Source organism: Streptomyces albicerus, from assembly GCF_008905045.1.
Classification (GTDB): Bacteria; Actinomycetota; Actinomycetes; order Streptomycetales; family Streptomycetaceae; genus Streptomyces; species Streptomyces albicerus.
Genome location: NZ_VWMY01000002.1, coordinates 26819 through 50432, shown reverse-complemented (window position 1 = coordinate 50432; position 23614 = coordinate 26819). Strand labels below are relative to the sequence as shown.

The window sequence follows — 23614 nt, the reverse complement described above, 5'->3', positions numbered from 1 at the left end:
TCTCACTTGGCCACCGGGCGCAGTCGCAGCCCCTGCATTCCGCCGTCCACGGCGAGTGCGGTGCCGGTGGTCGCGCCGGACAGCGGGCTCGCCAAGTAGGCGATGGCGCCCGCCACTTCGGATGCCGAGACGAGACGGCCGGTGGGCTGGCGGGCCTCCAGGGCGGCCCGTTCGGCGGCCGGGTCGGGTGCGGCGTCCAGGAGGCGGCCGACCCACGGGGTGTCGACGGTGCCGGGGTTCACGCAGTTGACGCGGATGCCCTCGCGGACGTGGTCGGCGGCCATGGCGAGGGTGAGGGACAGCACGGCACCCTTCGACGCCGAGTAGAGCGCGCGCTGCGGGAGGCCGGCGGTGGCCGCGATGGAGCAGGTGTTCACGATCGCGGCACGCGACGACTCCCGCAGGTGCGGCAGCGCCGCGCGAGCCGTACGGACCATGCCGACGACGTTGACGTCCAGCACGCGGTGCCACTGCTCGTCGTCGTTGTCCTCGACGGTGCCCTGGGCGCCGATGCCCGCGTTGTTGATGAGTACGTCGAGTCCGCCCAGGTCGGCGACGGCGGCGGCCACGGCCGCGCGTACGGACGCGTCATCGGTGACGTCGGCCTGGTAGCCGAGCAGGGGCTTGTCGACCGACGAGGGGTCCAGGTCGAGCACGGCGACCTGGGCGCCGCGGGTGGCGAGGAGTTCCGCGGTGGCCCGTCCGATACCGGATGCGCCGCCCGTCACCAACGCCTTGAGGCCCTCGAAGTCGCTCATGCCGCCTGCCCCTTCTGCCGGTCGAGGTCGGCGGCCCAGAAGGTGCCGCCGGGGAACGTGAACTCCGCGATGGACTCCGGCTTCATGGTGGCCGAGAAGCCCGGTGTCGTGGGTGCCATGTAGTGACCCTCTCTGATCACCACCGGGTCGAGGAAGTGGTCGTGCAGATGGTCCACGTATTCGATCACGCGGTCCTCGGTGGTGCCGGACAGCGCCACGTAGTCGAACATCGAGAGATGCTGGACGAGTTCGCACAGCCCGACGCCGCCCGCGTGCGGGCAGACGGGGACGCCGAACTTGGCCGCGAGGAGCAGGATCGCCAGGTTCTCGTTGACGCCGCCGACCCGGGCCGCGTCGATCTGCAGGACGTCGATGGCGCCGGCCTGGAGCAGCTGCTTGAAGATGATGCGGTTCTGTACGTGCTCGCCGGTGGCGACCTTGACCGGCGCGACGGCCTTGCGGATCGCGGCGTGGCCGAGGACGTCGTCGGGGCTGGTGGGCTCCTCGATCCAGTACGGGTCGAACTCGGCGAGCGCCCTGGTCCACTCGATGGCCTCGTCGACGTTCCAGCGCTGGTTGGCGTCGATGGCGATACGGATGCCCGGGCCGACGACGGAACGGGCCACACGGCAGCGGCGTACGTCGTCGGCGAGGTCCGCGCCGACCTTCAGCTTGATCTGGGTGAAGCCGTCGGCGACGGCCTGGCGGGCGAGGCGGGTGAGCTTCTCGTCGGAGTAGCCCAGCCAGCCGGGTGAGGTGGTGTAGCCGGGAAAGCCGCGCTCTCTCAGCAGCTCGGTGCGCTCGGCGGCGCCCGCCCGGCCCTTGCGCAGCAGCTCGAGCGCGTCCTCGGGGGTGAGAACGTCCGCGATATAGCGGAAGTCCACCTGGGAGACGAGCCATTCGGGGGTGGCGTCGACGAGCAGCTGCCACAGCGGCTTGTGGGCGCGCTTGGCGGCGAGGTCCCAGACGGCGTTGACGACGGCGCCGATCGCCATGTGCATCACGCCCTTCTCGGGCCCGAGCCAGCGCAGTTGGCTGTCCCCCGTCAGGTCCCGCACCAGCGACCCCGGGTCCGCGCACAGCTCGTCCACCGGCCGGCCCACGACGTGCGGGCGCAGCGCCTGGATCGCGGCGACCTGGACATCGTTGCCCCGCCCGATGGTGAAGGTGAAGCCGTGCCCCGCCAGGCCGTCGGCCGCATCGGTGCGCAGGATGACGTACGCGGCCGAGTAGTCGGGGTCCGGGTTCATGGCGTCGGAGCCGTCGAGCTCGCGCGAGGTCGGGAAGCGGATGTCGTAGGTGTCAACCGCGGTGATGCGGGCGGCAGATGAGGACACGGAAGGGCCTTTCGGTCCGGTACTTGGACGGTCGCGAAGTCGGAGGAGTGGCTGAGCCAGTGGGCCAGTGAGTGGCTCGGCCACTGGCTCAGTCCTGGGCCCGGCCGGTCGTCACACGGGCAATCATGAGGGCAACCAGGATGATTCCTCCGTAAATGGCCTGGATCCAGAAGGACGGAACCTGCGCAAGGGTGAGCAGGTTCTGGACGACGCCAAGAAGGAGGACGCCCGTGAGGGCGCCGAACATCGTGCCCTTGCCGCCGTCGAGGCTGATGCCGCCGATGACCGCGGCCGCGAACACCGTGAAGATCATGTTCTGGCCCTGGTTGGCGTTGATCGCGCCCACATAGCCGGTCTGCATCAGGCCGCCCACCGCCGCGAGCGTCCCCGCGATGATGAACACGCCGAGCATCACGCGCTCGACGCGGATGCCGGCCGCGCGTGCCGCGTCCGCGTTGCCGCCGATCGCGTACAGGGCGCGCCCCCAGCGGTGGTACTTGAGGACGAATCCCGCGACGCCGAACGCGGCCGCCGCCAGCCACACCGAGATGGGCACGGTCAGGAAGGTGGTGGTGGCCAGCGTGTAGAAGGCGTCGGGCATCCCGAACAGCGTCTTGCCCTTGGTCGCCCCGACCAGTAGACCGCGCAGGATGATCAGCATCGCGAGCGTCACGATGAACGCGTTGAGCTTGAACTTCACGACGAGGATGCCGTTGAAGCCGCCGATGATCGCGCCCACGACGAGGATCGCGAGCAGGGCGAGCCCGGCCGGCAGTTCCGTGCCCCAGCCGGACTGTGCGGCGGGCAGGAGCAGCAGCGCGCCGACGGCGGGCGCGATGCCGACGACCGACTCCAGGGAGAGGTCGAACTTGCCGGTGATGAGCACCAGCGATTCTGCGAGCACGACCATCGCGAGCGCGGCCGAGGCGCCCAGGATGGAGATCAGGTTCTGCTCGGTGAGGAACGCGTCGTTGACGAACGCGCCGAGGACGAGGAGCAGCAACAGCGCGGGTACGAGGGCGAGTTCGCGTGCCCTGCGCAGGAGTACGGACTTGGCGTTGGCGGCGCTCTTCTTCACCGGCCGGACGGGGGTGGCGGGCGAGGCCGACGGGGCCTTCGTGTCAGCCATGGTCCACTCCTTCGATTGAGGCGATCAGCTCGTGGTCGCGCCAGCCCGCCGCGTGCTCGGCGACGACACGGCCGTGGAAGAGGACGAGAACGCGGTCGCAGCGGCGCAGGTCGTCGAGTTCGTCGGAGACGACGAGGACGGCGGTGCCGTCGTCCCGGGCCGAGTCCATGCGCGACAGCAGGGACTCCTTGGACTTCACGTCGACGCCGGCGGTGGGGTTGATCAGGACGAGCAGCCGGGGGTCGGAGGCGAGGGCACGGGCCATCACCACCTTCTGCGCGTTGCCGCCGGAGAGGTCGGAGACGGGCTGGTCGGGCCCCTCGGTGTGGATGTCGAGGCGCTCGATCAGCTCGTCCGCGAAGCCCCGTCTGCGGTCGGTACCGACGAATCCGTACCGGCCGAGACGGTCCAGGACGCTCATCGTGGCGTTGTCACCGACGGTCATACCGAAGACGAGGCCCTGGTCGTGCCGGTCGCGCGGGACGCAGCCGACGCCGGCCCGCAGGGCGGCCGTCACATCGCCGAACGGCAGCCGCCTGCCGACCAGTTGGGCACTGCCGCCGGTCGGCGTGTGCAGCCCCGCGAAGGACTCGGCGAGCTCGATCTTGCCGCTGCCGCTGGATCCGGCGAGGCCGACGACCTCGCCACCGCGGACGGTCAGGTCGACGCTCTCGTACGACTCCGACGTGAGCCCCTTGGCCTCGAGCACGACGGGCGCGCCGTCCTCCACCTCCCCACGGGCGGCCTTCTCCTCCACGGCGGCGATCGACTCACCCGCCATGGCCTCCACCAGCGCGGCCCGCGGCAGCTCGGCCACCGGTGCCGTGGTGATCCAGCGGGCGTCCCGCAGGACCGTCACGGTCTGGCACACCTCGTACACCTCTTGGAGGTGGTGCGAGATGAACAGGAACGTGACGCCCGACTCCTGGAGCGCGCGCATGCGCGTGAAGAGGCGCTCGATCTCCCGGTTGTCGAGCTGCGCGGTCGGTTCGTCGAGGACGATGAACCGGGCGCCGAAGCTCAACGCCCGGGCGATCTCCACCATTTGGCGGTCCTCGACCTTGAGATCGGCGGTCCGCGCCTCCGGGTCGACGTGGACGTCCCAGGTCTGAAGGACCTCGGCGGCCTCCGTCTTCAGCCGGCGCCAGCTGATGAAGCCGCCGCGGCCCTGCGGCTGCCGGTTGATGAAGAGGTTCTCGGCGACCGTCAGCTCGGGAACGACGGTGGGCCGCTGGTAGACGCAGGCCACCTTGCGGCGCCAGGCGTCGCGGTCGGCGAGTGGGGGCGCGGGCTCGCCGTCGAAGCTGACCGTTCCCTCGTCGGGGGCCTGGAGTCCGGTGAGGACGGTGACGAGGGTGGACTTGCCCGCGCCGTTGCGGCCGACGAGGGCGTGGGACTCGCCCGCGTGCACGGTCAACTGTCCGTCGGCGAGGGCGACGGTGGGGCCGTACCGCTTGGCTATCCCTCGCGCCTCAACGAGTGGTGTGCTCATCCGACCGTGTTTCCCCAGAGCTCGGGGTCGTCGACGTTGTCCTTGGTCACCAGCGGCGCAGGCAGCTGGTCCTCGAGGATGCCGCTGGGCAGCTTGACGATCTCGGAGTTGTGGTCGGTCGGGCCCGGCTCGAACGTCTTCCCCTCCATCGCCGCCTTGATGTAGTACATGCCGTACTTGGCGTACAGGTCGGCGGGCTGCGAGACGGTGGCGTCGATCTGGCCCTTGCGGATGGCGTCGTACTCCTGCGGGATGCCGTCGTTCGAGACGATCGTGATGTGGCCCTTCTCGCCGGCCTTCTTCAGCAGCCCCTTGGACTTGAGGGTCTGCAGCGTGGGCGCGAGGTAGACGCCGCCCGCCTGCATGTAGATGCCCTTGATGTCCGGATTGGCGTTGAGGAGCGTGTCCAGCTTGGAGGCGGCCGTGTCGGACTCCCACTTGGCGGGGATCTCCAGGACCTTCAGCTTCGGGTAGTTCTTCTTGACGCAGGTCCGGAAGGCCTCGGAGCGGTCACGGCCGTTGACCGAGGCCAGATCGCCCATGATCTGCACGACCTTGCCCGAGGGGATCTGCTTGCCGAGGTACTCGCAGGCCTTCTCGCCGTACGCGACGTTGTTGGCCCGTACGACCATCGCGACCTTGCCCTTCTCGGGCGCCACGTCCACGGCGACCACGGGCACGCCCTTGCGCTCGGCCTGGTCGAGCCCGGCGGAGATCGCGGCGCTGTCGAGGGGCGCCACGACGAGGCCCTTCACGCCCTGGTTGAGCTGGTTGTTGATGTCCGTGATCTGCTGCGAGGGATCGCTGTTGGAGTTCACGGTCTTGAGGGCGTCGACGTCCTCGGTCTTCGCCATCTTCGGTACGTAGTCGTTGTACGACTGCCAGAACGGCGAGGTCAGCAGGGGCAGGATCACCCCGACCTTGCCGCTGCCGTCGCCTCCGCCGTCACCGTCGGAGGCGACGTTGTCCTTGGTGCTGCCGCAAGCCGCGAGCACGAGGGTGGCGCAGGCGGCCGCAGCCACCGCACGTATCGCCCGCGAGGTGCTTCGTCCGTTCCGGTACCGCACTGTTCTGCCGGCCATCTATCGGCTCCTCATTGAGCGTGATCGAGCAGGTGCCACGCATATTTATCAGACCACTTCCCCTTCACAACACCCCTTGCCCCCAATTTTTCACTGTTTCGATGCGTAGTGGTCCGACCACCTGAGTGGTTAGACTGCGGCGCACCGGGCGACGGGAGGATGCGGCATGGACGAGAGCCTGCCCCAGGGGACGACGACGGCCCCGCAGAAGGGCACCGTGACGCAGCGCGCCATAGACCAGATCAAGGCGATGATCGGCGAGGGCCGTCTGGAACCGGGCGCGCGACTGCCGACCGAGCGTGATCTCGCGACCCAGCTGGGCATCTCACGCAGCTCGATGCGCGAGGCGATCCGGGCGCTCACGGTCCTGGGTGTCCTGGAGGCCCGGCACGGGTCCGGGATCTACGTCACGCAGTTGGAGGCCGGGGATCTGCTGGAGACCTTCGGAGTGGTCGCGGACCTCTCCCGCGGCCCGCGCCTGGTCGAACTGCTCGAAGTGCGGAGGATCCTGGAGTCGACCGCGACCGCGCTGGCGGCCGCACGGATCTCCGCCGACCAACTGGCCGAAGTGGAGAAGCACTTGACGGCCATGAACGCGACGGACGACCCCGAGGAGATCCTCTCCCACGACCTGGCCTTCCACCGCGCCATCGTGGCCTCGGCCGGCAACGACACGATGGCGGCCATCCTGGAGGGCCTGTCCTCGCGCACGTTCCGCGCGCGGGTCTGGCGCGGGTACCAGGAGGAGGGTGCGTTCGAGCGCACCCGGCGGGAGCATGCCGCGATCCATCGCGCGCTCGTCGCCCACGACCCGGAGGCGGCCCGCGCGGCCGCGGCCTCCCACGTGGGCGAGGTGGAGCAGTGGCTGCGGACCCAGCTCCAGCCTTAGGGGCTGGAGCTGGGGGTGGGGCTGGGTCCGTGGTGATGAAGCCGCGGGCCGGTGGGGGTTGATCGCGCCCACGCGGCGGAGCCGCATATGTCACAGCCCCGCGCCCCTGAGGGGCGCGGGGCGCGATGCCTCAGGCTCGTTTCAAGCGCAGCGTCACCAGCTCGAAGGGGCGCAGCTTCAGTGTGATGCGCCGGCCGTCCTGTTCCGGTGTCGTGGCCTCTGGCAGGGGCCGTTCCAGCAGATCCGTGACCGTGACGGCCGCGATCTCGAAGCCCGCCGTGAGGGTGGCCCGGCTGCGCCCGCCGCGTGACTCGTGGAAGCGGACGATCACGTCACCGCTGCCGTCGTCGGCGAGCTTCACCGCGGTGATCACGACCGCGTCCTGTGCGACGGTCACCAGAGGCGCGACCTCCGAGGCCCCGTCGACGACCCTCCGCTCGGGCAGATTGATCCGCCACCCCTCGCGCACCGCGTCGCCGATCCCGGCACCGGGCACCAGCGCGTGCCGGAAGCGGTGGACACCCTGGTCGGTCTCGGGGTCGGGGAAGCGCGGAGCACGGAGCAGCGAGACGCGGACCGTGGTGGTCGTACCGCCGTCGTCGCGCACCGTACGCGTCACGTCATGGCCGTACGTCGAGTCGTTGACGACGGCGACGCCCCAGCCGGGCTCCTCCATGTGGACGAACCGGTGGTTGCAGGCCTCGAACTTGGCGGCCTCCCAGGACGTGTTGGTGTGCGTCGGCCGGAAGAAGTGCCCGAACTGCGTCTCGGACGCGTACCGTTCGGCGTGCACGTCGAGCGGGAAGGCCAGCTTCAGGAACTTCTCCGTCTCGTGCCAGTCGACCTCGGTGTCGATGTCGAGCCGCCACTCCCCCGGCGCGAGCGACAGTGTCTGTGCGACCCTCGACGCGCCGAAGTTCCGCACGATCCGCACCGAGACGCCGTCCTCGCCGGGGACGACCTCGTCGGCGTCCACCAGGTCGGTGACCGTGTTCCGATAGAACTCGTCGACGTCCCAGGCGTCCCACATGTTGGGGAAGTCGGGGTGGAGCTGGAGCAGATTGGCCGCCTCGCCGGGCGCGAGGGTCTCGCGGTCCGCGGCGAGGTCGAACGCGGAGACCACGAGTCCGCGTGCGTCGATCTCGACCCGCAGCCGTCCGTTGTCCAGCACATAGCCGCCGTCCGTACGCGGCACCAGCGTGCACTCGCCACCGACGGCCGGGGTCCGTGCGCCGCCGGCGGGCACCCCGTCGCGGGTGTGCGGCGCCGAGTTGAAGACGAGGGCGGTCGACCCCTCACCGGCCAGGGCGCGCTGGGCTGCGTCGATGATGCCGTTCAGGGCCTCGGCGACGGCCTCGTAGGTCTTACGGGCCTCGCGGTGCACCCAGGCGATGGACGAGCCGGGCAGGATGTCGTGGAACTGGTGGAGCAGCACCGTCTTCCAGAGGCGGTCCAACTCCTCGTACGGGTAGGGGAATCCGGTCCGGACCGCGGCGGTCGCCGCCCACAGTTCGGCCTCGCGCAGGAGGTGTTCGCTGCGCCGGTTGCCCTGCTTGGTCCTGGCCTGGCTGGTGAGCGTGGCGCGATGCAGCTCCAGGTACAACTCGCCCACCCACACAGGGGCGTTGGGGTACTCGGCCTCCGCCTTCTCGAAGAACTTCTCCGGGGTCTCCCAGACCACGGTCGCCGAGCCTTCGAGGTCCCGCATACGGGCCGCCTTGGCGACCATCTCGCGGGTCGTGCCGCCGCCACCGTCGCCCCAGCCGGTGGGCGCGAGGGAGTGCCGGGCGACGCCCTTGTCCTTGAAGTTGCTTGCCGCGTGGGCGATTTCGCTCCCCTTCATGGAGCAGTTGTACGTGTCCACGGGCGGGAAGTGGGTGAAGATCCGCGTGCCGTCGATGCCCTCCCACCGGAAGGTGTGGTGCGGGAACTTGTTGGTCTGCGACCACGAGATCTTCTGCGTCAGCAGCCACTTGGAGCCGGCCGCCTTGATGATCTGCGGCAGTCCGGCGGCGAAGCCGAAGGTGTCGGGCAGCCACGCCTCGTCGTTCTCGATGCCGAACTCGTCGAGGAAGAACCGCTTGCCGTGCACGAACTGACGGGCCATCGCCTCCGAGCCGGGCATGTTGGTGTCCGACTCCACCCACATGCCGCCGGCCGGAACGAACCTCCCGTCGGCCACGGCCTTCTTCACCCGGGCCCACACCTCGGGCCGGTGCTCCTTCACCCAGGCCCACTGCTGGGCCTGCGACATGGCGAAGACGAAGTCCGGCTCGTCCTCCAGCAGGGCGGTCATGTTGGACGTGGTCCGGGCGACCTTGCGTACGGTCTCGCGCAGCGGCCACAGCCAGGCCGAGTCGATGTGCGCGTGGCCGACGGCGCTGATGCGGTGGGCGGAGGGGACGGCGGGGGCCGCCAGCACGCCTTCGAGGTGCGAGCGGGCCGCGGCGGCCGTGCCACCCACGTCCTGGAGGTCCACGGCGTCAAGGGCCTTCTCGATCGCCCGCAGAATGTCCCAGCGCCGCGCGGACTCCACCGGCAGCTCGGCCATCAGCTCGCCGAGCACCTCCAGGTCGAGGACGAGCTGCCACACCGTCTCGTCGAGGACGGCGAGGTCCATCCGCTCCAGCTTGTACTGCGGTTCGCTGCCCGCCGTCTCCTTGTCGCCCAACTGCGTGGGCAGGAAGGGGTGGTAGTCGAGGATGACGGGGTTGGACGCGGCCTCGATGTGCAGCCGCACCTCCTCACCGCCCTCGACGGGCGCACCGATCCGCACCCACTGGTTGCGGGGGTTGAGGCCTTTCACGGGGGTGCCGTCGGGCCGGTAGACGAGGCCCTCGCACTGGAAGCCGGGCATGTTCTCGTCGAAGCCGAGGTCGAGGAGCGCCTCGACGGTCTTCCCGGCCCACTCCCGGGGCACGGTCCCGGTCACGCGGAACCAGCTGGTGCCCCAGGGAGCACCCCACCTGTCGCCGACCGCCACCGGCGAGGGCTCGGCCGCCAGTCCTTCGGCGACCGGCACCGGCTCGCCGGGCGCATGCCACACCGCCACCTCCAGCGGTACGGACTCGGGGTACACGGCGGGTCGTATGCGCTCGTCGAGGACGCGCTTGAGGCGGGCTTCGACCAGGCTGCGGTCGTCATGCATGCGGGGTGCTCCGTAACTCCGTTGTGCGGGTTATTGCTGGGTGCCCGTGGTCACCCGGGGTGCGGCGGTCACCAGGTGTGGGTGACGGTCGCGGGGTCCGACGCGGTGTAAAGCTCCCCCACGGCCCGGAGTTCGAACCGCGCCGTCTGCTCGCCTCCTTCGGGCGTCAGTCCTCCAACGAAGAAGGCCCGCTGGGCGGTTCCTCCGAGGAAGCGCCGGGTGCCGTCCGGCAGGACCCGGTGCAGCGTGTACTGGCGTACGTCGCCGCCGGAAGGAGCACGCCACGCGAAGCGCAGATCGCCTCCCGAGGCACCGGTCACACGCAGGTCGACCGGGGCGGCCGGGCTCTGGGCGGCCCCGTCGCGTACGGCGATACCGCCGAGCCGCCACTTCACGGCACCACCGGCCCCGGTGAGCCGGACACCGAGACCGTGCACCGTGCCGCCCTCCGGAAGCCCGGTCAGCCGTACGGTCGAGGTTCCCCAGCTGCCGCCCGCCGTGACCGGGAAATACGTGTACGCGTACGGCTGCCCCGGACCCGCCGGTTCGGCGGTGGCGACGGCCAGCTCGACGGTCACGTCCCCCGAGTCGACACGATGGGTCAGTTCGACGACCGTGTCCTCGGTGAGCGGAAGCCTGGTCGCGTACAGGTCCACCGTGGCGGGCGCATCGAGGGCCCCGTCGACCAGGACGCTGCTTCCGCCGCGCCACGCGTCCGCGAAGTCGAAGGTGACGGACGGGCGTTGGCCGGTGGTCCGCACGACCCAGCGCCGGGACGGCAGCCGGTCCTGGAGGCCGAGGTGGTTCCAGGCGGCGGTCGAGGTGACCTTTCCGTCTTCGTACCAGCGCAGTCCGTGCCCGGTGTTGAACACGCTCGCGAACGGAACTCCGGAGACCGTCGAGCGGTCGGCGACGGAGACGGCGGGTGCGCGCCAGGTGTCGCCGGAGTCGGGTCGGGCCGGATCGAGCGAACGTCCGGTCCAGAACCGGTCGTCGGCGGCGTGGAAGTCGCCCGGGGTGCGCCCGGCGGGCAGGTGGTTGCGGGTCCACTCGGGCCGGTAGAAGCCCACCGAGACGACGTGCGCCGAACTGCTCGGCACCATGGCGTTCCAGTTCACGGAGGAGTTCCAGCCGTTGGACTCCACGTCGACGCCCGCCCACAACTCGTAGCGGCTGCGGCCGAGTTGCTGGGCTGTCTGCCCCGAGGAGGCGAGACTGCTCGACGACCAGCGGAAGTCGACGAACATGGAGTCGGCGGCCTGGAAGAACACCCTGTTCTGGTTGTTGAGCGCGCCCTGCCAGCTCACCGAGCCGTTCACCGTCATGGAGTCGTACCAGGTGACGCGCTGGCCCTTCGCCTTGCCGAGCGTCTTGAGCTCGGTGAGGAAGCCGAGCATGTCGGTGGCGAGGGCGGCGTTCCCGCCGCCGGTCTCGGCGTTGACGAACCAGCCGTCGAAGCCGTACGCCTCGGCGACCGCGACGAGTTGGGCGGCGAGCGGGTAGCGCCCGGCCGCGTCCTTCTGCACCAGGTCGCGGGTCCACTGCAGCTGTCCGCCGTACGCGACGGGCGGCAGGAAGACGTTGCCGAGGACGGGCACACCGTGGCGGTGGGCGGCGTCCACGATCGGCGCGTTGGGCGCGAGGATCAGACCCTCGCCCGAGGAGCCGCCCCAGAAGACCAGCTCGTCGACGTACGACCAGTGGGTGAGGGCGTAGTAGTCGGCGGTGGCCGAGCCCTGCGACGGGTTGCTCGCCGTCGGGCCGAAGGAGACCAGGGACTGGATACGGGCCTGGCCCGCGCGTGCCGTCGTGTTCGCCGGCGTCGGCGTGAAGCGCGCGGCGAGCGGCACCGACGCCGCGTTGAATGCCAGGTCGGTGTCGTCGGCGGCGCGCCAGGCCTTCAGGCTGCGCCAGGTGATGCCCGCGTCCGGGGAGCCCGAGGGCAGCGAGTCCGGGTACCAGTAGGAGGCGTACGGCTGGAGTGCGGCGGCGGCCTTCGGCTTGGCGGCGGCGGGGGACGCCGGGAGCAGGGCGGCCGCGGCCCCGGTGCCGGCGACCAGCAGGACGGTGCGTCTGGTGGGGTTCACGGGCAAGTGCCTCCTTGTGGGAGTTCTTGTGGGCGTTACGGAACCTGGTCGGGAGTGACGACTTCGGTGATGCCGCGGGCGGCGAGGTGCTCCTCATCGGCCGTGCGGGACGCCAGCACGGTGGTCGGGCGGGCGCCGTCGGCGGTGAGCCGGAAGAACGCCTCGAAGACCGGTCCGCCGGGCGCGCAGAGCGAACGGGTGGCGGGGCTGTCGGCGACGACCAGCGCGGTGGTGCGGGTCTTCGGCGCGTATGTGTGCTCGCGGGCCATCCGTGCCAGGGTTCGCGCGCTGTCCTTGGGGCGGCGGTCGTTGGTCAGCAGACCGAGCCCGTACTCGAGTTCGGGGAAGTCGGCGAGGTCGCGGGAGACGTCGTGGGAGCACCACCAGGTGACGCCCCACAGGCCGGTGCAGTCCAGGGCGTTCGTGACGGTCGCCGCGGTGAAGGCGGCGGCGTGTTCGGCGGGGACGAGCGGTGCCGGGGCACCGACCTCCTGGAGCCAGACCGGGCGACGCGGATCGTCGGCCCAGGCCTTGCTCAGCTCGACCAGGTACGCGGCGTGGTGCTCGGTCGCGACCGCGGTACGTCCGTGCCGCTGGGCCGTGCCGTTGAAGACCCACGAGTGGACGGCGGTGACGGCGCCGCGCCGAGCGGCCTGGGCCGGCGTGAACGGCATGTCGTCCTGGTACCAGGTCGCGTCGTACTCCGCGTGCAGATGCAGCTTGCCCGGCGCGCCCTTCTCGCAGGCCGTGAGTATCCGCTCCAGCCAGGCGTCGATCTGGGCGGGTGTGGCCCGGTCGGGGTCCGGGTGGGGGCCCGCGGAGAACTGGTTGACCTCGTTGCCGACGGTCATCCCGATGAAGTTGGGCCGGTCGGCGAGCGCCGCCGCGAGGGTCCGCAGATACTCCGCCTGCCCTTCGACCACCTCGGGGTCGGTGAAGAGATTCCGCCGGTGCCAGGTCTGCGTCCACGCGGGCAGGAAGTCGAAACTCGACAAGTGCCCTTGCAGACCGTCGACGTTGACGTCGAGGCCGCGCTCGGCGGCCGCGTCCGCGAGGTCGACGAGCTGCTCCACGGCACGCGGGCGGATCAGCGAGCGGTTCGGCTGGAAGTAGGGCCAGATCGGGAAGACCCGGATGTGGTCCAGTCCCAGTGCGGCGATGGAGTCGAGGTCGGCGCGTACGGAGTCGAGATCGAAGTCCAGCCAGTGGTGGAACCACCCTTCGCTCGGGGTGTAGTTGACGCCGAAGCGCACGGCAGAAGGCATGCAGGAGTCCTGGTTCTGGGGTGCGTATGTGGGGGTGTGGGTTCAGCCCTGACGGCGGTGCGGTTCGGTTCTCAGCCCTTGACCGCGCCTTCGCCGACGCCGCGGAAGAAGTACCGCTGGAGGCAGGCGAAGAGGGCGATCAGCGGTGCCACGGCGATGATCGTGCCGGCGGCGGCGAGCCGTTCGTCGTTGGCGAAGGTGCCGTGCAGATAGTTGAGGCCGATGGTCAGGGTGAACTTGTCCGGGTCGCTGAGCACGATGAGCGGCCACAGGAAGTCGTCCCAGGCGCCCATGAAGGCGAAGATCGCGACGACGGCGAGGGTGCCCTTCACCGAGGGCACGGCGATCCGCAGGAACCGCTGCCACGCGTTCGCTCCGTCGACGAAGGCCGCCTCCTCGATCTCGTACGGGAGGTTGAGGAAGGCGTTGCGCATCAGCAGGACGTTCATCGAGGCGATGCAGGCGGGCAGCAGCACGCCGATGAGGGTGTTGTTCAGGCCGAGATCACGCATCGTCGTGAACTGGGCGATGATGATGCTCTCCACGGGCACGAGCATGGCGAGGATGAACACGAGCGTGGCCACCTTGCGCCCGCGGTAGCGCAGCCGGGCGAGCGCGTAGCCCGCGAGGGCCGCACCGACGCAGTTCGTCACGACGTTGGCGGTGGCGACCTTCAGCGAGTTGAGGGCGTAGTCCCATACGGGGACGGTCTCGGCGACGCGCTCGTAGTTGTGCAGGGTCGGGTCGCTGGGCAGGAACTTGGGCGGCGAGCTGAAGATGTCCTCGGTCGGGCCCTTCAGGGACGTGGACAGCTGCCACAGGAACGGCCCGACGGTCAGCGCGAGGACCGCGAGCAACAGCAGGTAGCGCAGGGCGAGTTCCCACACCCGGATACGGCGGCCGTGTTCGTCGGTGACGCGTTTGGGGCGGCGCTGTGTGTCTACGACGGCCGGTGACTCACGCACCTTCTCGGCGACGCTCACGCGTCCTCCTTCCGGTCGGCGCGCAGCACGAGCAGCATCAGCGCGACGGTGACGACGAAGACGACGACCGAGATGGCGGAGGCGTAGCCGACACGGCCGGTCAGGCCGGTGCCGGTGCGCTGCACGAGCATCACGAGGGTGGTGTCCTCGCCCGCGGGGCCGCCGTCCGGGCCCGCCATCAGGTACACCTCGGAGAACACCTTGAACGCGGCGACCGAGGAGAGCGCGCCGACCAGCACCATCGTGGAGCGGACGGCGGGCACGGTGACCGTGAAGAAGCGGCGTACCGCGCCCGCGCCGTCCACCGACGCGGCCTCGTGCAGTTCGCGCGGCACGTTGGCGAGCGCGGCCAGATAAATGATCATGTAGTAGCCGAGGCCCTTCCAGACCGTGACGGCCATGGCGCTCAGCAGGAGCAGCCACTGGTCGCTGAGGAAGCCGACCCTGCCGACGCCGATCGCCTCCAACAGCGAGTTCACCAGGCCGCGTTCGTCGAGCAGCCACACCCAGATGAGGCCCACCACGACGATGGACGCGACGACCGGGGTGTAGAACGCCGACCGGAAGAAGGCGATGCCGGGGATGTTCTTCTGGACCAGGAGGGCGAGCAGCAACGGGAGCAGGACGAGCGCGGGGACCACCCCGAGGACGTACAGCGTGCTGTTGCGCAGTCCGATCCAGAACATCTCGTCGTGCAGCAGCTCCCGGAAGTTGGCCAGACCCACGAACTCACCGGGGATCAGGGTCCGGCGGTCGGTGAAGGCGTTGACCAGTGTGGAGACGAACGGATAGAGGATGAAGACGCCCACGACCAGCAGCCCGGGGGCGGCGAACAGCCAGGGACTGGTGGGCAGTTGGCGCCGCACCCGCGCGACGGGGCCGGTCACCCGCGCAGTGCCGGAGGAACTCGCCATGTCGGTCAGCCCTGCTGCTGGAGCAGTCGGTCACACGCCTTGACAGCGTTGTCGAGCGCCGCCTTGGGGCTCTCCTTGCCCTGCAACGCCTTGGCGACGGAGTTGCGCAGCTCGGTCTTCATCTGCTCGCTGAACAGGACCGGCGTGTAATTGACCGCGTTCTTCAGGGACTTGGCGGCGGCGACCCGGACCCGGGTCTCGTCCGTGCCGTCCTCCTTGGTGAAGTACGGGTCGTCCAGCGAACCGGCGGTGCTCGGGAAGATCGCGACCTTCTTTGCGAACGACATCTGGTTCTGCGCGTCGGTGACGTAGTGCGCGAAGGCGACCGCGGCGGGCGTCCGCTTGGTCTGGGCGTTCACCATCACGCCCATGACGTACATGTTGACCTTGCCGGTGCTGGTGATCTGGTCGGTGATGCCGATGTTCTTGTAGAGGTTCGGCGCCTGCTTCTTGAAGTTGCCGAGGTCCAGCGCGCTGCCCGGGTTCATCGCGACGGCTCCGGTCAGGAACTTCTTGCCGGACGACTCGGGCGTCGCGGTCAGCGCCTGCGAGTCGAGCGCCTTCGCGTCGTACAACTCCTTGTACTTGGTGAGCAGTTCGACACCCTTGGCGTCGTTGAAGGCGAACGCGGTGCCCTCCTTGTTCATCAGCTCGACGCCGTAGCGCCCGAAGTCCTCGATCGTGGGCACGTTGGCGAGGGTGGCGACCTTGCCGTCGCTCTTCTCCGCCAGCTCCAGGGCGTCGGCGAAGAGTTCGTCGTACGTCTTCGGGGGCTTCGAGGCGTCCAGGCCCGCCTCCTTGAACAGCGACTTGTTGTAGAAGAGCGGGCCGGTGTTCAGGTACCAAGGGAAGGCGTACGTGCCCTCCATGCCCGGTATCTCATGGCTCGCCCACGCGCCCGGCAGGTACTCCTTCTTGTACTTCGCGGCGGCCTTGTCGAGGTCGAGCGCGAGGCCGGCCTTGGCGAGCGGGGCGACGAGGTCCGGCGAGACGTTCACGACGTCGGGCAGTGTGCCGCCGGCCGCGTCCGCGCTGATCTTGTCGGCGTAGCCCTCGGCGGGCTGGTCGACCCACTTCACGTTCGTACCGGGGTACTTCTTCTCGAAGTCGGCGATCACGCCCTCGAAGTACGGCTTGAAGTTCGCCCTCAGATTCCAGGTCTGGAAGGTGATGTCGCCCTCGACCTTGCCGGAGGCGTCCGTGGAACCGCCGTCGTCACCGCCGGAGCCGCAGGCGCTGAGCGGCAGGGCTAGGGCGACGACAGCGGCTAGTGCGAGTGCTCTGCGAGGCTTGCGCACGGTGACCGGGCTCCTTTGCGACGGGGTGGGGCGGGGTGACGGGCAGACCTTGCATCCATCCCGGTGAGGAAGTCAATGGATTCCGACCAGCTAAATTCATTAGTTGGACATAATCGCAGGTCAGACTCCTGAGAATCGACACTTGCCGCCGATCACTAATGCGCTTTAGAGTGGTTCAGCTCAAGCGCATTAGTGCGGGGCTTCACTGAAATGGGGAGCAAGGTTGCCAGCCAAGCGGTCTCCCGCGCGCCGACCGACGATGAAGGACATCGCGCAGCGCGCCGGGGTCTCCGAGAGCGCGGTCTCGTTCGCGCTCAACGACCGGCCAGGGGTCTCCGAGATCACCCGCGACCGGGTGCGCCGGGTCGCCGAGCAACTGGGCTGGCGGCCCAGCACGGCGGCGCGCCAGCTGTCCGGCGAGGGCACGGCCACGGTCGGCCTCGTCGTGGCCAGGCCCGCGGACACCCTGGGCGTGGACTCGTTCTTCCTGCAACTCATCTCGGGCATCCAGGAAGTCCTGGCGGAGCGTCATCTCGGCCTGCTCTTCCAGGTGGTCGAGGACGTCGACGACGAGTGCGCGGTGTACCGGCGCTGGTGGGCGGAACACCGCGTGGACGGGGTGATGGTCGTCGACCCCCGGACGGACGACCCGCGCCCCGACCTGCTCGACGAGCTGGGGCTGCCCGCCGTGGTCATCGGCGGGGCACCGGACGCGCGGCACCCCGGCCTGTCCACCGTCTGGGCCGATGACGCGGGCGCGATGGCGTCGGTCGTGGACCAGCTGTACGCGCTGGGGCACCGCCGGATCGTGCACATCGCCGGCCTGCCGGGGCTCGCGCACACCGAGCGACGGATCCGTACGCTCCGGGCCGAGGCCGAACGGCTCGGGCTCGCCGAAGTGCGCTCGGTGACGACGGACTACTCGGACGCGGAGGGTGCCGCCGTCACACGCCGCGTGCTGGAGGCCGGATTGCCGCCGACCGCGCTGGTCTACGACAACGACGTTATGGCCGTCGCCGGGGTCGCCGCCGCGACGGAGCTGGGCTTCTCGGTGCCCGGTGACGTCTCGGTCGTCGCCTGGGAGGACTCGGCGCTGTGCCGCATGGTCAAGCCGTGGCTGTCGGCGCTGTCCCGCGACACGGTCGAGTTCGGCCGGACCGCGGCGAAGGAGCTGACCTCGCTGGTGGACGGCGGGCCTGCGCGGACGGTGCAGGTGCCGGTGCCGCGGTTGATCTCGCGCGAGAGTACGGGGCCCTGCGGGGCTTGAGCGGGGGTTGGGGTGGCCGTCGTTTGTGACGGCCACCCCAACATCAGGAAAGGGGGGCGGAGGGGGTGTTGGGTCTCTGCGGGTTTGTTGTGGCTGGCCGCGCAGTTCCCCGCGCCCCTGAGGGTGCCGGGGCCCGGGGAGGTGTTGTGGCTGCGGGTTCGTTGTGGCTGGGCGCGCAGTTCCCCGCGCCCCTGAAGGGCGCGACCCTGCCCGACGCCACCAGGTTCGCGAGTTGTCAGGTTTGTGAGCGGTACAGCGCGAACTGGGCGAGGCGAGCTGGTCGGCGTGAGCGCGTTACTCGTACGCGCCAGCGCTGGGCTCGTACCGGAGTCGGCAGGAGCAGGATGCGGCTTGCGCCGAGCGTGCCCGCCTCGGCCACTCTTGTCCAGGAGCCGCCGGAGTACGCCTCGACCACGAAGCCCTCCACCTGCTGGCCCTGTCGGATGTCCTCGGCGAGGCGGATCCGGTTCACCTCGCGAGTTCGGCCGAGGTCGACGGTGATCGTTCCCGGCGAGGTCGTCACCCGGGCTCCGCGTGCCAGGTCCTCCGGCAGTTCGTGGTCGATCCGTTCGCGGAACTCCCGCAGGCGGGTGACGTCGGCGGCCGGGAGGAGACCGTCCATGTCCGGTGGCACGTTCAGCAGCAGTACCGCGTTGCGGCCCACCGAGCCGAAGTAGATGTCCGTCAACTGCTGGACCGACTTGGGCCGTTGGTCGGCGTGGTAGAACCACCCGTCCCGGATGGACACGTCGGCCTCGGCCGGCCACCACTGCAGGTAGTCGGCCACGGGCTGCGCGGCGACCAGGGCGTCGCGGCCCCCCATGTCGGGCGCGTCGTACGAGAGCGCGAAGTCCATGCGCCCGTTGTCCTTCTCCTGGACGGGTACGACGCTCCACTCGTTCTCGCGGGCGAACCCGCCCTCGTTGCCGACCCAGCGCACGTCGGGGCCGGACACGGCGATCGTGGCGTCCGGCACGAGGGTCCGGATCAGCTCGTACCAGCTGTCCCAGTCGTACTTCTCGACCTTGTCCGGCGGGATGTGGCCCTGGGCGCCGTCGAACCACACCTCGTCGACAGGCCCGTACTCGGTGAGGACTTCGTAGAGCTGGTTGAGCATGTGGGCGCCGTAGTCGGTGGCCGGGAGCGTGAACTGCGGCCCGCTGTCCGTACGGTCGTCGTTCTCCACCGGTGTCGGGATCGTGTGCTCGGAGCGGGCGCTGCCGTTCGCGTACACGCCGTGCAGGTACTGGTTCTCGTCGGCCGGTGAGATGTAGACGCCGACCTTGATGCCGTGCCGCCGCATCGAGTCGGCGAACGAGCGCAGCACGTCACCCTGACCGTCGTGCCAACTGCTCGACGCCACCGTGTGGTTGGTGTAGCGCGACGGGTAGAGCACAAAGCCGTCGTGGTGCTTGACGGTGAGGATGGCGAGCTTGAAGCCGCCGTCGCGCAGGGCTCGCGCCCACTGGTCGGTGTCGAGGCCGACCGGCTGGAACACCTCGGGGTCCTCATCCCCGGTGCCCCATTCGAGACCGGTGAAGGTGTTCACGCCGAAGTGCAGGAAGGCGGTGCGTTCTAGGGCCTGCCAGGCGATCTGCCGTTCCGTGGGCCGGACTTGGGAGGCCTTGCGGACCAGTTCCTCCGGGGTGTCGTCGGGGCTGACGGGGATCCGGTACTGCGGTTCTTCGGCGGAGAACGCGGCGGCGGAGGACGCGGAGGCGGGTGCCGCGAGGGCGAGGGACGTACCGCTCGAGGCGACGACAGCGGCGGCTGCCGTGACGAAGAGACGTCTGGAGACGGCCATGCGGGTGGACTCCTCAGGTCAGTTGGCGGTCAAGGTCCATATGGCAGGGGGCTGTTGGTCCGGCGGGTACTGCACAAGCCGTCCGTCGCCGGTGACATGTACGGCCATCTGCGTGATTGCGTTGACGAGCCGATAACCGCCCTGCGCGGGCACCAACTGCCAGCGCTGCAAGGTGTTCGCCGCGTCGCAGGTCTGCTGCGTCACCTCGACGCCGGGCTGGAGCGGCACGTTGAGGGTGAGCTTGCCGCCGCGTACGTCCAGACAGCCGTTCGCGGCCTTCAAGGTCACGTAACCGTCCGGGGTGCGCCCGACCTCGGCCGTGACGGCCTTGGTCCCGGCACGGAAGGTGTACGTCCCGTCCGCGACCGGCACACGTGTGAGGTCGCGCCACCCGGGGGCGTGCCCGACGGACGCCGCGCGCGAGGTGAACTCCGCGTACGTGGCGTCCGGATGAGGGCTCCCCCATGTGGCCTGCGCGACGTGGCGCAGTGCCGGATCGGTGTCGACGGCGACCTCGTTCTCGGTCTCGCCGCGCCCGTTGTCCGGCCAGAGGCTGATCTTCGCGCCGGTGATGCCCGCGCGGGAGGCTAGCTTCTCGCCCTCGAAGCTGCGCGGATCCCAACTCTGGTCGTACAGCGCCTTGGTGTCCGTGTGGAAGCCGCCGCGCACGAGATAGAGGGCGTACGCCGCGTTCATCAACGGGTAGCCCTGAGCGATGAGCTGGCTCGGTTTCGTCGCCACGTTCAGCCAGTGCTCGACCGTCGTCCCGGCCGTGACGGGCACGGTGTTGGCGCCGGTGAGCCCGTCGTTCCAGATGCGCAGCTTCTTGCCCTTGCCCGCCGCGTAGGCGTGGACGCGGTTGACGAAGTCGATGAACGCGTCCTGCGGGGTGGCGTTCGGGCCGTACTTCGCCCGGGCGTACTCCAGGATGTGCGGGTACTTGGCGAAGTCGGAACCGAGCATGTACTCGTCGGCGCCCATGTGCCAGGAGTCGGCCTTGAAGACCTCCCCGTACTCGTCGATCAGGCTGGTGTAGTAGTCGAAGGCCTCCGGGCGCGTGATGTCGAGCCGGGAGGGCTGTTTGTTCCCGTCGGAGTCCGTGAGCTGGAGATCCGGGCGGTTCTCGATCCACGGGTCCATGTGCCCCGGGGAGTTGATCTCCGGGATGATCGTGACGTGGTACTTCTCGCCGAGCGCGACGAGACGCCGTATCTCGTCCTTGGTGTAGTAGCCCCAGGTGTTGGCCTCGGGGTGCGCGTCGCTCTTCACCTTCAGTTCGAGCAGCAGCTGGTTGAGCTTGTGGTACGCCATGTCGCGTACGAGGTTCTCCAGCCAGTCCGTCGTGATGTGGATGTAGCAGGCGCAGACGCCGACGCCCCGCTCCTTGTACTGCGGGACGTCAACGGTGCGTCCGGCGGGCAACCGGTCGCCCTGGGCCAGGAGTTGGAGCACGGTCCGGGTGCCGTAGAAGGCGCCGGTCTCGGTGGCAGCGGTGACTGAAAGGCGTTTGCTCGCGCGGAGTTCGTACCCCTCCTTCCCGAGCGCGGTCCTGGTCGATGCGATGTCGACAACGATGTCACCCGTACGTGCTCCCCCGCTCACGACGGGGACGGTGCCGTGTCCCGCCGCGCGCAGGTCGTCGGCGAGGGTGTCGGCGACGCGGCGTTCCGCCGGGGCGTCCGCGATGAGGCGTGTACCGCGTCCGTAAAGATAGTTTCCGGCTCCCGGCGTCCAGTCGGACAGCGCGGGGACGGTGACGGGAGGCGCGGCGGCCTCCGCACTCTCGGCCGCCTGGGCCACCGGGACCGGCGCCGTGAGCAGCAGTAGGGCCGTCACGACACCGACCAGCCGGGACCGTCTTGGATACGTACTCCTGGCTTCCGTGCTCACGGGCACCCTCCATTCATCGGAGGTGTGATGATTGGGCTGGCTCCAGGGCCTGTCAATGGGGTGTGAAGTCAGCCAAGTTGAGCCAGTGGTCGGATGACCTGCCACTCCATGTGTACGACCGGACAGCCGTGGCACGAAAAGTCCAAGAAGAGCGGAGCGAATGTCCAAGCGTGACGGCTCTCGACGGGACGCCGCATGTCCGGGCACAGTGCTCTTCGTACTCGCCAGTAAGCACACGCCCCCGAGGAGCCACCGTGACCAGCTGGGCCGGCCGGACCGCCGCCGAGATCGCCGCCGCCGTACGCGAGAAGCGGGTCACGCCCCGCGAGGTGGTGGCCGAGCACCTCGCGCGGATCGAGTTGCTCGACGCCCGCGTGGGCGCCTTCCGTCACCTGCGCGCGACGGCGGCGCTCGCCGAGGCGGACGAGGTGGCGGCCCGCACCGATCTGGCCGAACTCCCCCTCGCCGGTGTGCCGGTGGCGGTCAAGGACAACCTGGCCGTACGCGGCGAATCCACCCGCAACGGCTCGGCCGCGACCCCGGACTCTCCGGCCGACGAGGACCACGCCACCGTGGCGCGACTGCGTGCGGCGGGCGCTGTCGTAGTGGGTCTGACGAACGTGCCGGAGCTCTGCGTCTTCGGCACCACGGAGGGCGTGCACGGTACGGCCCGCAACCCGTGGGACACCACGCGCACGGCGGGCGGCTCCTCCGGCGGCAGCGCGGCGGCGGTCGCCGCCGGCATGGTGCCGTTGGCCCTCGGCAATGACGGAATGGGGTCGCTGCGCATACCCGCTGCCAACTGCGGGCTGATCGGGGTGAAGCCGGGGCACGGCGTCATACCGGCGGGTATCGGTCACGGTGACTGGTTCGGGATGTCGGAGAACGGGCCGCTGGCGACGACCGTCGAGGATGCGCGGCTGATGTTCTCGGTGCTGGCCGCGACCGATGTCGTACGCGCCGAGGAGCCCGTCACTCGTACGGTCGCCGTCTCCGTGCGCAGCCCTCTGGTGGGGATCACCGTCAGTCGGCGCTACGCGGCCGCGGCCCGTGAGGCGGGTGAGCTGCTTGCGGGTGCGGGGCATCGGGTCCGGCGGGCGGACCCGCCGTATCCGGTGTGGCTGGGTGCGACCTCGCTCGTGCACTGGACGGCGGGGACGGCGGTGGATGCGGAGGATCTTGATCTGCGGCGGCTCTCGCGGCGGACGCGGGTCCACGCGACTGTGGGGCGGCGGTTCGTGGAGTCGGTGCGGGGTGGGGCGCGGCGGGAGCAGTTGCGGGAGCGGATGAAGCCGTTCTTTGCCGAGCACGAGGTGTTGCTCACTCCGGCGCTTGCTCGGCGGGGGCCCGCTGCCGCGGACTGGCACAAGCGGGGGTGGTTGCGGAATGTGTGGGCCAACAGCAACTACTCGCCGCTGACGCCGCCGTGGAATCTGACGGGGTGGCCGGCGATGGCGGTGCCGTTCGGTGCGTTGCCGTCGGGGGCGCCGTGCTCTGTGCAGTTGGTGGGGCTGCCCGGGTCCGAGGGGACACTGCTGGAACTTGCGGGGCAGTTGGAGGAGCTGCGGCCTTGGAGGCGGACTGCTCCGCTGGGGGCTGCGCGAGAAGGGTCGTAGGGGAGGTTCGGGCCGGTGGGGGCTGGTCGCGCAGTTCCCCGCGCCCCTGAAGGGGCCGCTCCGCGCGCCCCAAGAAGAGCCGCGTCCCGCACCCCTGAAGAAGGCGGCTGTCTTTACCCCTGAGGAAGCAGCCGCCTGCACCCATGAGTGATCAGAGCGCTCGATGCATGATGTGCAGGCCCACCCGCCCGTGGCGCGGATGGTCGTACGCGTCCGGGACCGTGCCCAGGATCGTGAAGCCCAGGGACGTCCAGAGCTTTACCGCGGGGTTGGTCTCCACCACGGTGTTGAAGACCATCGCCCGGTAGCCGTCCGCCTTGGCCGTTCTGAGGATGTCTTCGGCCAGGGCTCGGCCGATGCCACGGCCGGAGTGGTCCGGGTCCACCATGAAGCCGGCGTTGGCGATGCGAGCTGCGGGGCCGCCGTAGTTGGGGGTGACGTAGGCGGAGCCGACCACGGCTCCGGTGTCGTCCTCGGCGACGTACACGCGCTTGCCCGGTGCCATCCACAGGGCCCGGGCGTCCTCCTCGGAGGTGTCCGGGTCCCAGGCGTAGGTCTCGGCGGCGGCGACGATGCGGTGCCAGAAAGGCCAGATCCGCGGCCAGTCGTCGGCCGCGGCTTCCCTGATCAGCATGGACGCGAGTCTGGCACGCCC

The 23614-nt window shown here is 69.8% G+C and carries 17 protein-coding genes; 3 read left to right on the top strand and 14 right to left on the bottom strand.

The annotated features are described in order from the left end of the window. Window positions 1-2: 2 nt before the first annotated feature. The 5 genes from GAS53_RS01760 to GAS53_RS01740 form a co-directional block, all read right to left on the bottom strand. The gene (locus GAS53_RS01760; RefSeq protein WP_151475587.1) at window positions 3-758 is read right to left on the bottom strand and encodes an SDR family NAD(P)-dependent oxidoreductase; all 756 of its coding nucleotides are present in this window, start codon (window positions 756-758) and stop codon (window positions 3-5) included. After that, the gene (locus GAS53_RS01755) at window positions 755-2095 is read right to left on the bottom strand and encodes an L-fuconate dehydratase (RefSeq protein ID WP_151475586.1); all 1341 of its coding nucleotides are present in this window, start codon (window positions 2093-2095) and stop codon (window positions 755-757) included. Before GAS53_RS01755 ends, GAS53_RS01760 begins: the two co-directional genes overlap by 4 nt. 88 nt (window positions 2096-2183) lie before the next feature. Further along, the gene (locus GAS53_RS01750; RefSeq protein ID WP_151475585.1) at window positions 2184-3224 is read right to left on the bottom strand and encodes an ABC transporter permease; all 1041 of its coding nucleotides are present in this window, start codon (window positions 3222-3224) and stop codon (window positions 2184-2186) included. After that, on the bottom strand, window positions 3217-4716 hold the full coding sequence (locus tag GAS53_RS01745; protein WP_151475584.1) for a sugar ABC transporter ATP-binding protein: 1500 nt from the start codon (window positions 4714-4716) through the stop codon (window positions 3217-3219). The genes GAS53_RS01750 and GAS53_RS01745 overlap by 8 nt, the downstream gene beginning before the upstream one ends. Further along, window positions 4713-5798 (bottom strand): sugar ABC transporter substrate-binding protein, encoded by a 1086-nt coding sequence (locus GAS53_RS01740; RefSeq protein WP_151475583.1) that lies wholly within the window; start codon window positions 5796-5798, stop codon window positions 4713-4715. The genes GAS53_RS01745 and GAS53_RS01740 overlap by 4 nt, the downstream gene beginning before the upstream one ends. A 166-nt stretch (window positions 5799-5964) precedes the next feature. On the opposite strand from GAS53_RS01740, the gene GAS53_RS01735 reads away from it, so the two are divergent. Next, entirely contained in the window at window positions 5965-6687 is a 723-nt protein-coding gene (locus GAS53_RS01735; RefSeq protein ID WP_151475582.1) for a FadR/GntR family transcriptional regulator, read from the top strand. A 130-nt stretch (window positions 6688-6817) separates the two neighbouring features. On the opposite strand, the gene GAS53_RS01730 is transcribed toward GAS53_RS01735, so the two are convergent. From GAS53_RS01730 to GAS53_RS01705, 6 genes are all read right to left on the bottom strand, one after another. Next, window positions 6818-9835 (bottom strand): alpha-mannosidase, encoded by a 3018-nt coding sequence (locus tag GAS53_RS01730; protein ID WP_151475581.1) that lies wholly within the window; start codon window positions 9833-9835, stop codon window positions 6818-6820. A gap of 68 nt (window positions 9836-9903) precedes the next feature. Further along, the gene (locus tag GAS53_RS01725) at window positions 9904-11922 is read right to left on the bottom strand and encodes an endo-beta-N-acetylglucosaminidase (protein WP_151475580.1); all 2019 of its coding nucleotides are present in this window, start codon (window positions 11920-11922) and stop codon (window positions 9904-9906) included. A 35-nt stretch (window positions 11923-11957) separates the two neighbouring features. Beyond that, complete coding sequence (locus tag GAS53_RS01720; protein ID WP_151475579.1) at window positions 11958-13187, bottom strand: glycoside hydrolase 5 family protein; 1230 nt, start codon at window positions 13185-13187, stop codon at window positions 11958-11960. A gap of 71 nt (window positions 13188-13258) precedes the next feature. Beyond that, on the bottom strand, window positions 13259-14170 hold the full coding sequence (locus GAS53_RS01715; RefSeq protein ID WP_404829162.1) for a carbohydrate ABC transporter permease: 912 nt from the start codon (window positions 14168-14170) through the stop codon (window positions 13259-13261). Beyond that, entirely contained in the window at window positions 14167-15084 is a 918-nt protein-coding gene (locus GAS53_RS01710) for a carbohydrate ABC transporter permease (protein ID WP_151475578.1), read from the bottom strand. The genes GAS53_RS01715 and GAS53_RS01710 overlap by 4 nt, the downstream gene beginning before the upstream one ends. Before the next feature lie 5 nt (window positions 15085-15089). Next, window positions 15090-16382 carry an ABC transporter substrate-binding protein gene (locus tag GAS53_RS01705; RefSeq protein ID WP_151475577.1) on the bottom strand — a complete coding sequence of 431 codons (1293 nt, stop codon included), beginning with the start codon at window positions 16380-16382 and terminating at the stop codon, window positions 15090-15092. Window positions 16383-16605: 223 nt separating this feature from the next. On the opposite strand from GAS53_RS01705, the gene GAS53_RS01700 reads away from it, so the two are divergent. Then, window positions 16606-17649 carry a LacI family DNA-binding transcriptional regulator gene (locus GAS53_RS01700; RefSeq protein WP_151475576.1) on the top strand — a complete coding sequence of 348 codons (1044 nt, stop codon included), beginning with the start codon at window positions 16606-16608 and terminating at the stop codon, window positions 17647-17649. Window positions 17650-17884: 235 nt separating this feature from the next. On the opposite strand, the gene GAS53_RS01695 is transcribed toward GAS53_RS01700, so the two are convergent. Together GAS53_RS01695 and GAS53_RS01690 are read right to left on the bottom strand one after the other, a co-directional pair. Continuing rightward, window positions 17885-19453, bottom strand: a complete 1569-nt coding sequence (locus GAS53_RS01695; protein WP_151475575.1) for an alpha-L-fucosidase — start codon at window positions 19451-19453, stop codon at window positions 17885-17887. Window positions 19454-19471: 18 nt separating this feature from the next. Then, complete coding sequence (locus tag GAS53_RS01690; protein WP_225858663.1) at window positions 19472-21343, bottom strand: family 20 glycosylhydrolase; 1872 nt, start codon at window positions 21341-21343, stop codon at window positions 19472-19474. 254 nt (window positions 21344-21597) lie between these two features. Between GAS53_RS01690 and GAS53_RS01685 the strand changes: the two genes are divergently transcribed. Beyond that, the gene (locus tag GAS53_RS01685; protein WP_151475574.1) at window positions 21598-22959 is read left to right on the top strand and encodes an amidase; all 1362 of its coding nucleotides are present in this window, start codon (window positions 21598-21600) and stop codon (window positions 22957-22959) included. Between the two features lie 151 nt (window positions 22960-23110). On the opposite strand, the gene GAS53_RS01680 is transcribed toward GAS53_RS01685, so the two are convergent. Further along, window positions 23111-23593: a GNAT family N-acetyltransferase gene (locus tag GAS53_RS01680; protein ID WP_151475573.1), complete on the bottom strand. Its 483-nt coding sequence runs from the start codon at window positions 23591-23593 to the stop codon at window positions 23111-23113. Window positions 23594-23614: the final 21 nt, after the last annotated feature.

What these genes read in the sequence shown, in the direction of transcription:
- GAS53_RS01710 (WP_151475578.1), bottom strand. Translation starts at nt 15,084, where the DNA reads ATGGCGAGTTCCTCCGGCACTGCGCGGGTGACCGGCCCCGTCGCGCGG.
- GAS53_RS01720 (WP_151475579.1), bottom strand. Translation starts at nt 13,187, where the DNA reads ATGCCTTCTGCCGTGCGCTTCGGCGTCAACTACACCCCGAGCGAAGGG.
- GAS53_RS01680 (WP_151475573.1), bottom strand. Translation starts at nt 23,593, where the DNA reads ATGCTGATCAGGGAAGCCGCGGCCGACGACTGGCCGCGGATCTGGCCT.
- GAS53_RS01750 (WP_151475585.1), bottom strand. Translation starts at nt 3,224, where the DNA reads ATGGCTGACACGAAGGCCCCGTCGGCCTCGCCCGCCACCCCCGTCCGG.
- GAS53_RS01760 (WP_151475587.1), bottom strand. Translation starts at nt 758, where the DNA reads ATGAGCGACTTCGAGGGCCTCAAGGCGTTGGTGACGGGCGGCGCATCC.
- GAS53_RS01745 (WP_151475584.1), bottom strand. Translation starts at nt 4,716, where the DNA reads ATGAGCACACCACTCGTTGAGGCGCGAGGGATAGCCAAGCGGTACGGC.
- GAS53_RS01735 (WP_151475582.1), top strand. Translation starts at nt 5,965, where the DNA reads ATGGACGAGAGCCTGCCCCAGGGGACGACGACGGCCCCGCAGAAGGGC.
- GAS53_RS01730 (WP_151475581.1), bottom strand. Translation starts at nt 9,835, where the DNA reads ATGCATGACGACCGCAGCCTGGTCGAAGCCCGCCTCAAGCGCGTCCTC.
- GAS53_RS01695 (WP_151475575.1), bottom strand. Translation starts at nt 19,453, where the DNA reads ATGGCCGTCTCCAGACGTCTCTTCGTCACGGCAGCCGCCGCTGTCGTC.
- GAS53_RS01740 (WP_151475583.1), bottom strand. Translation starts at nt 5,798, where the DNA reads ATGGCCGGCAGAACAGTGCGGTACCGGAACGGACGAAGCACCTCGCGG.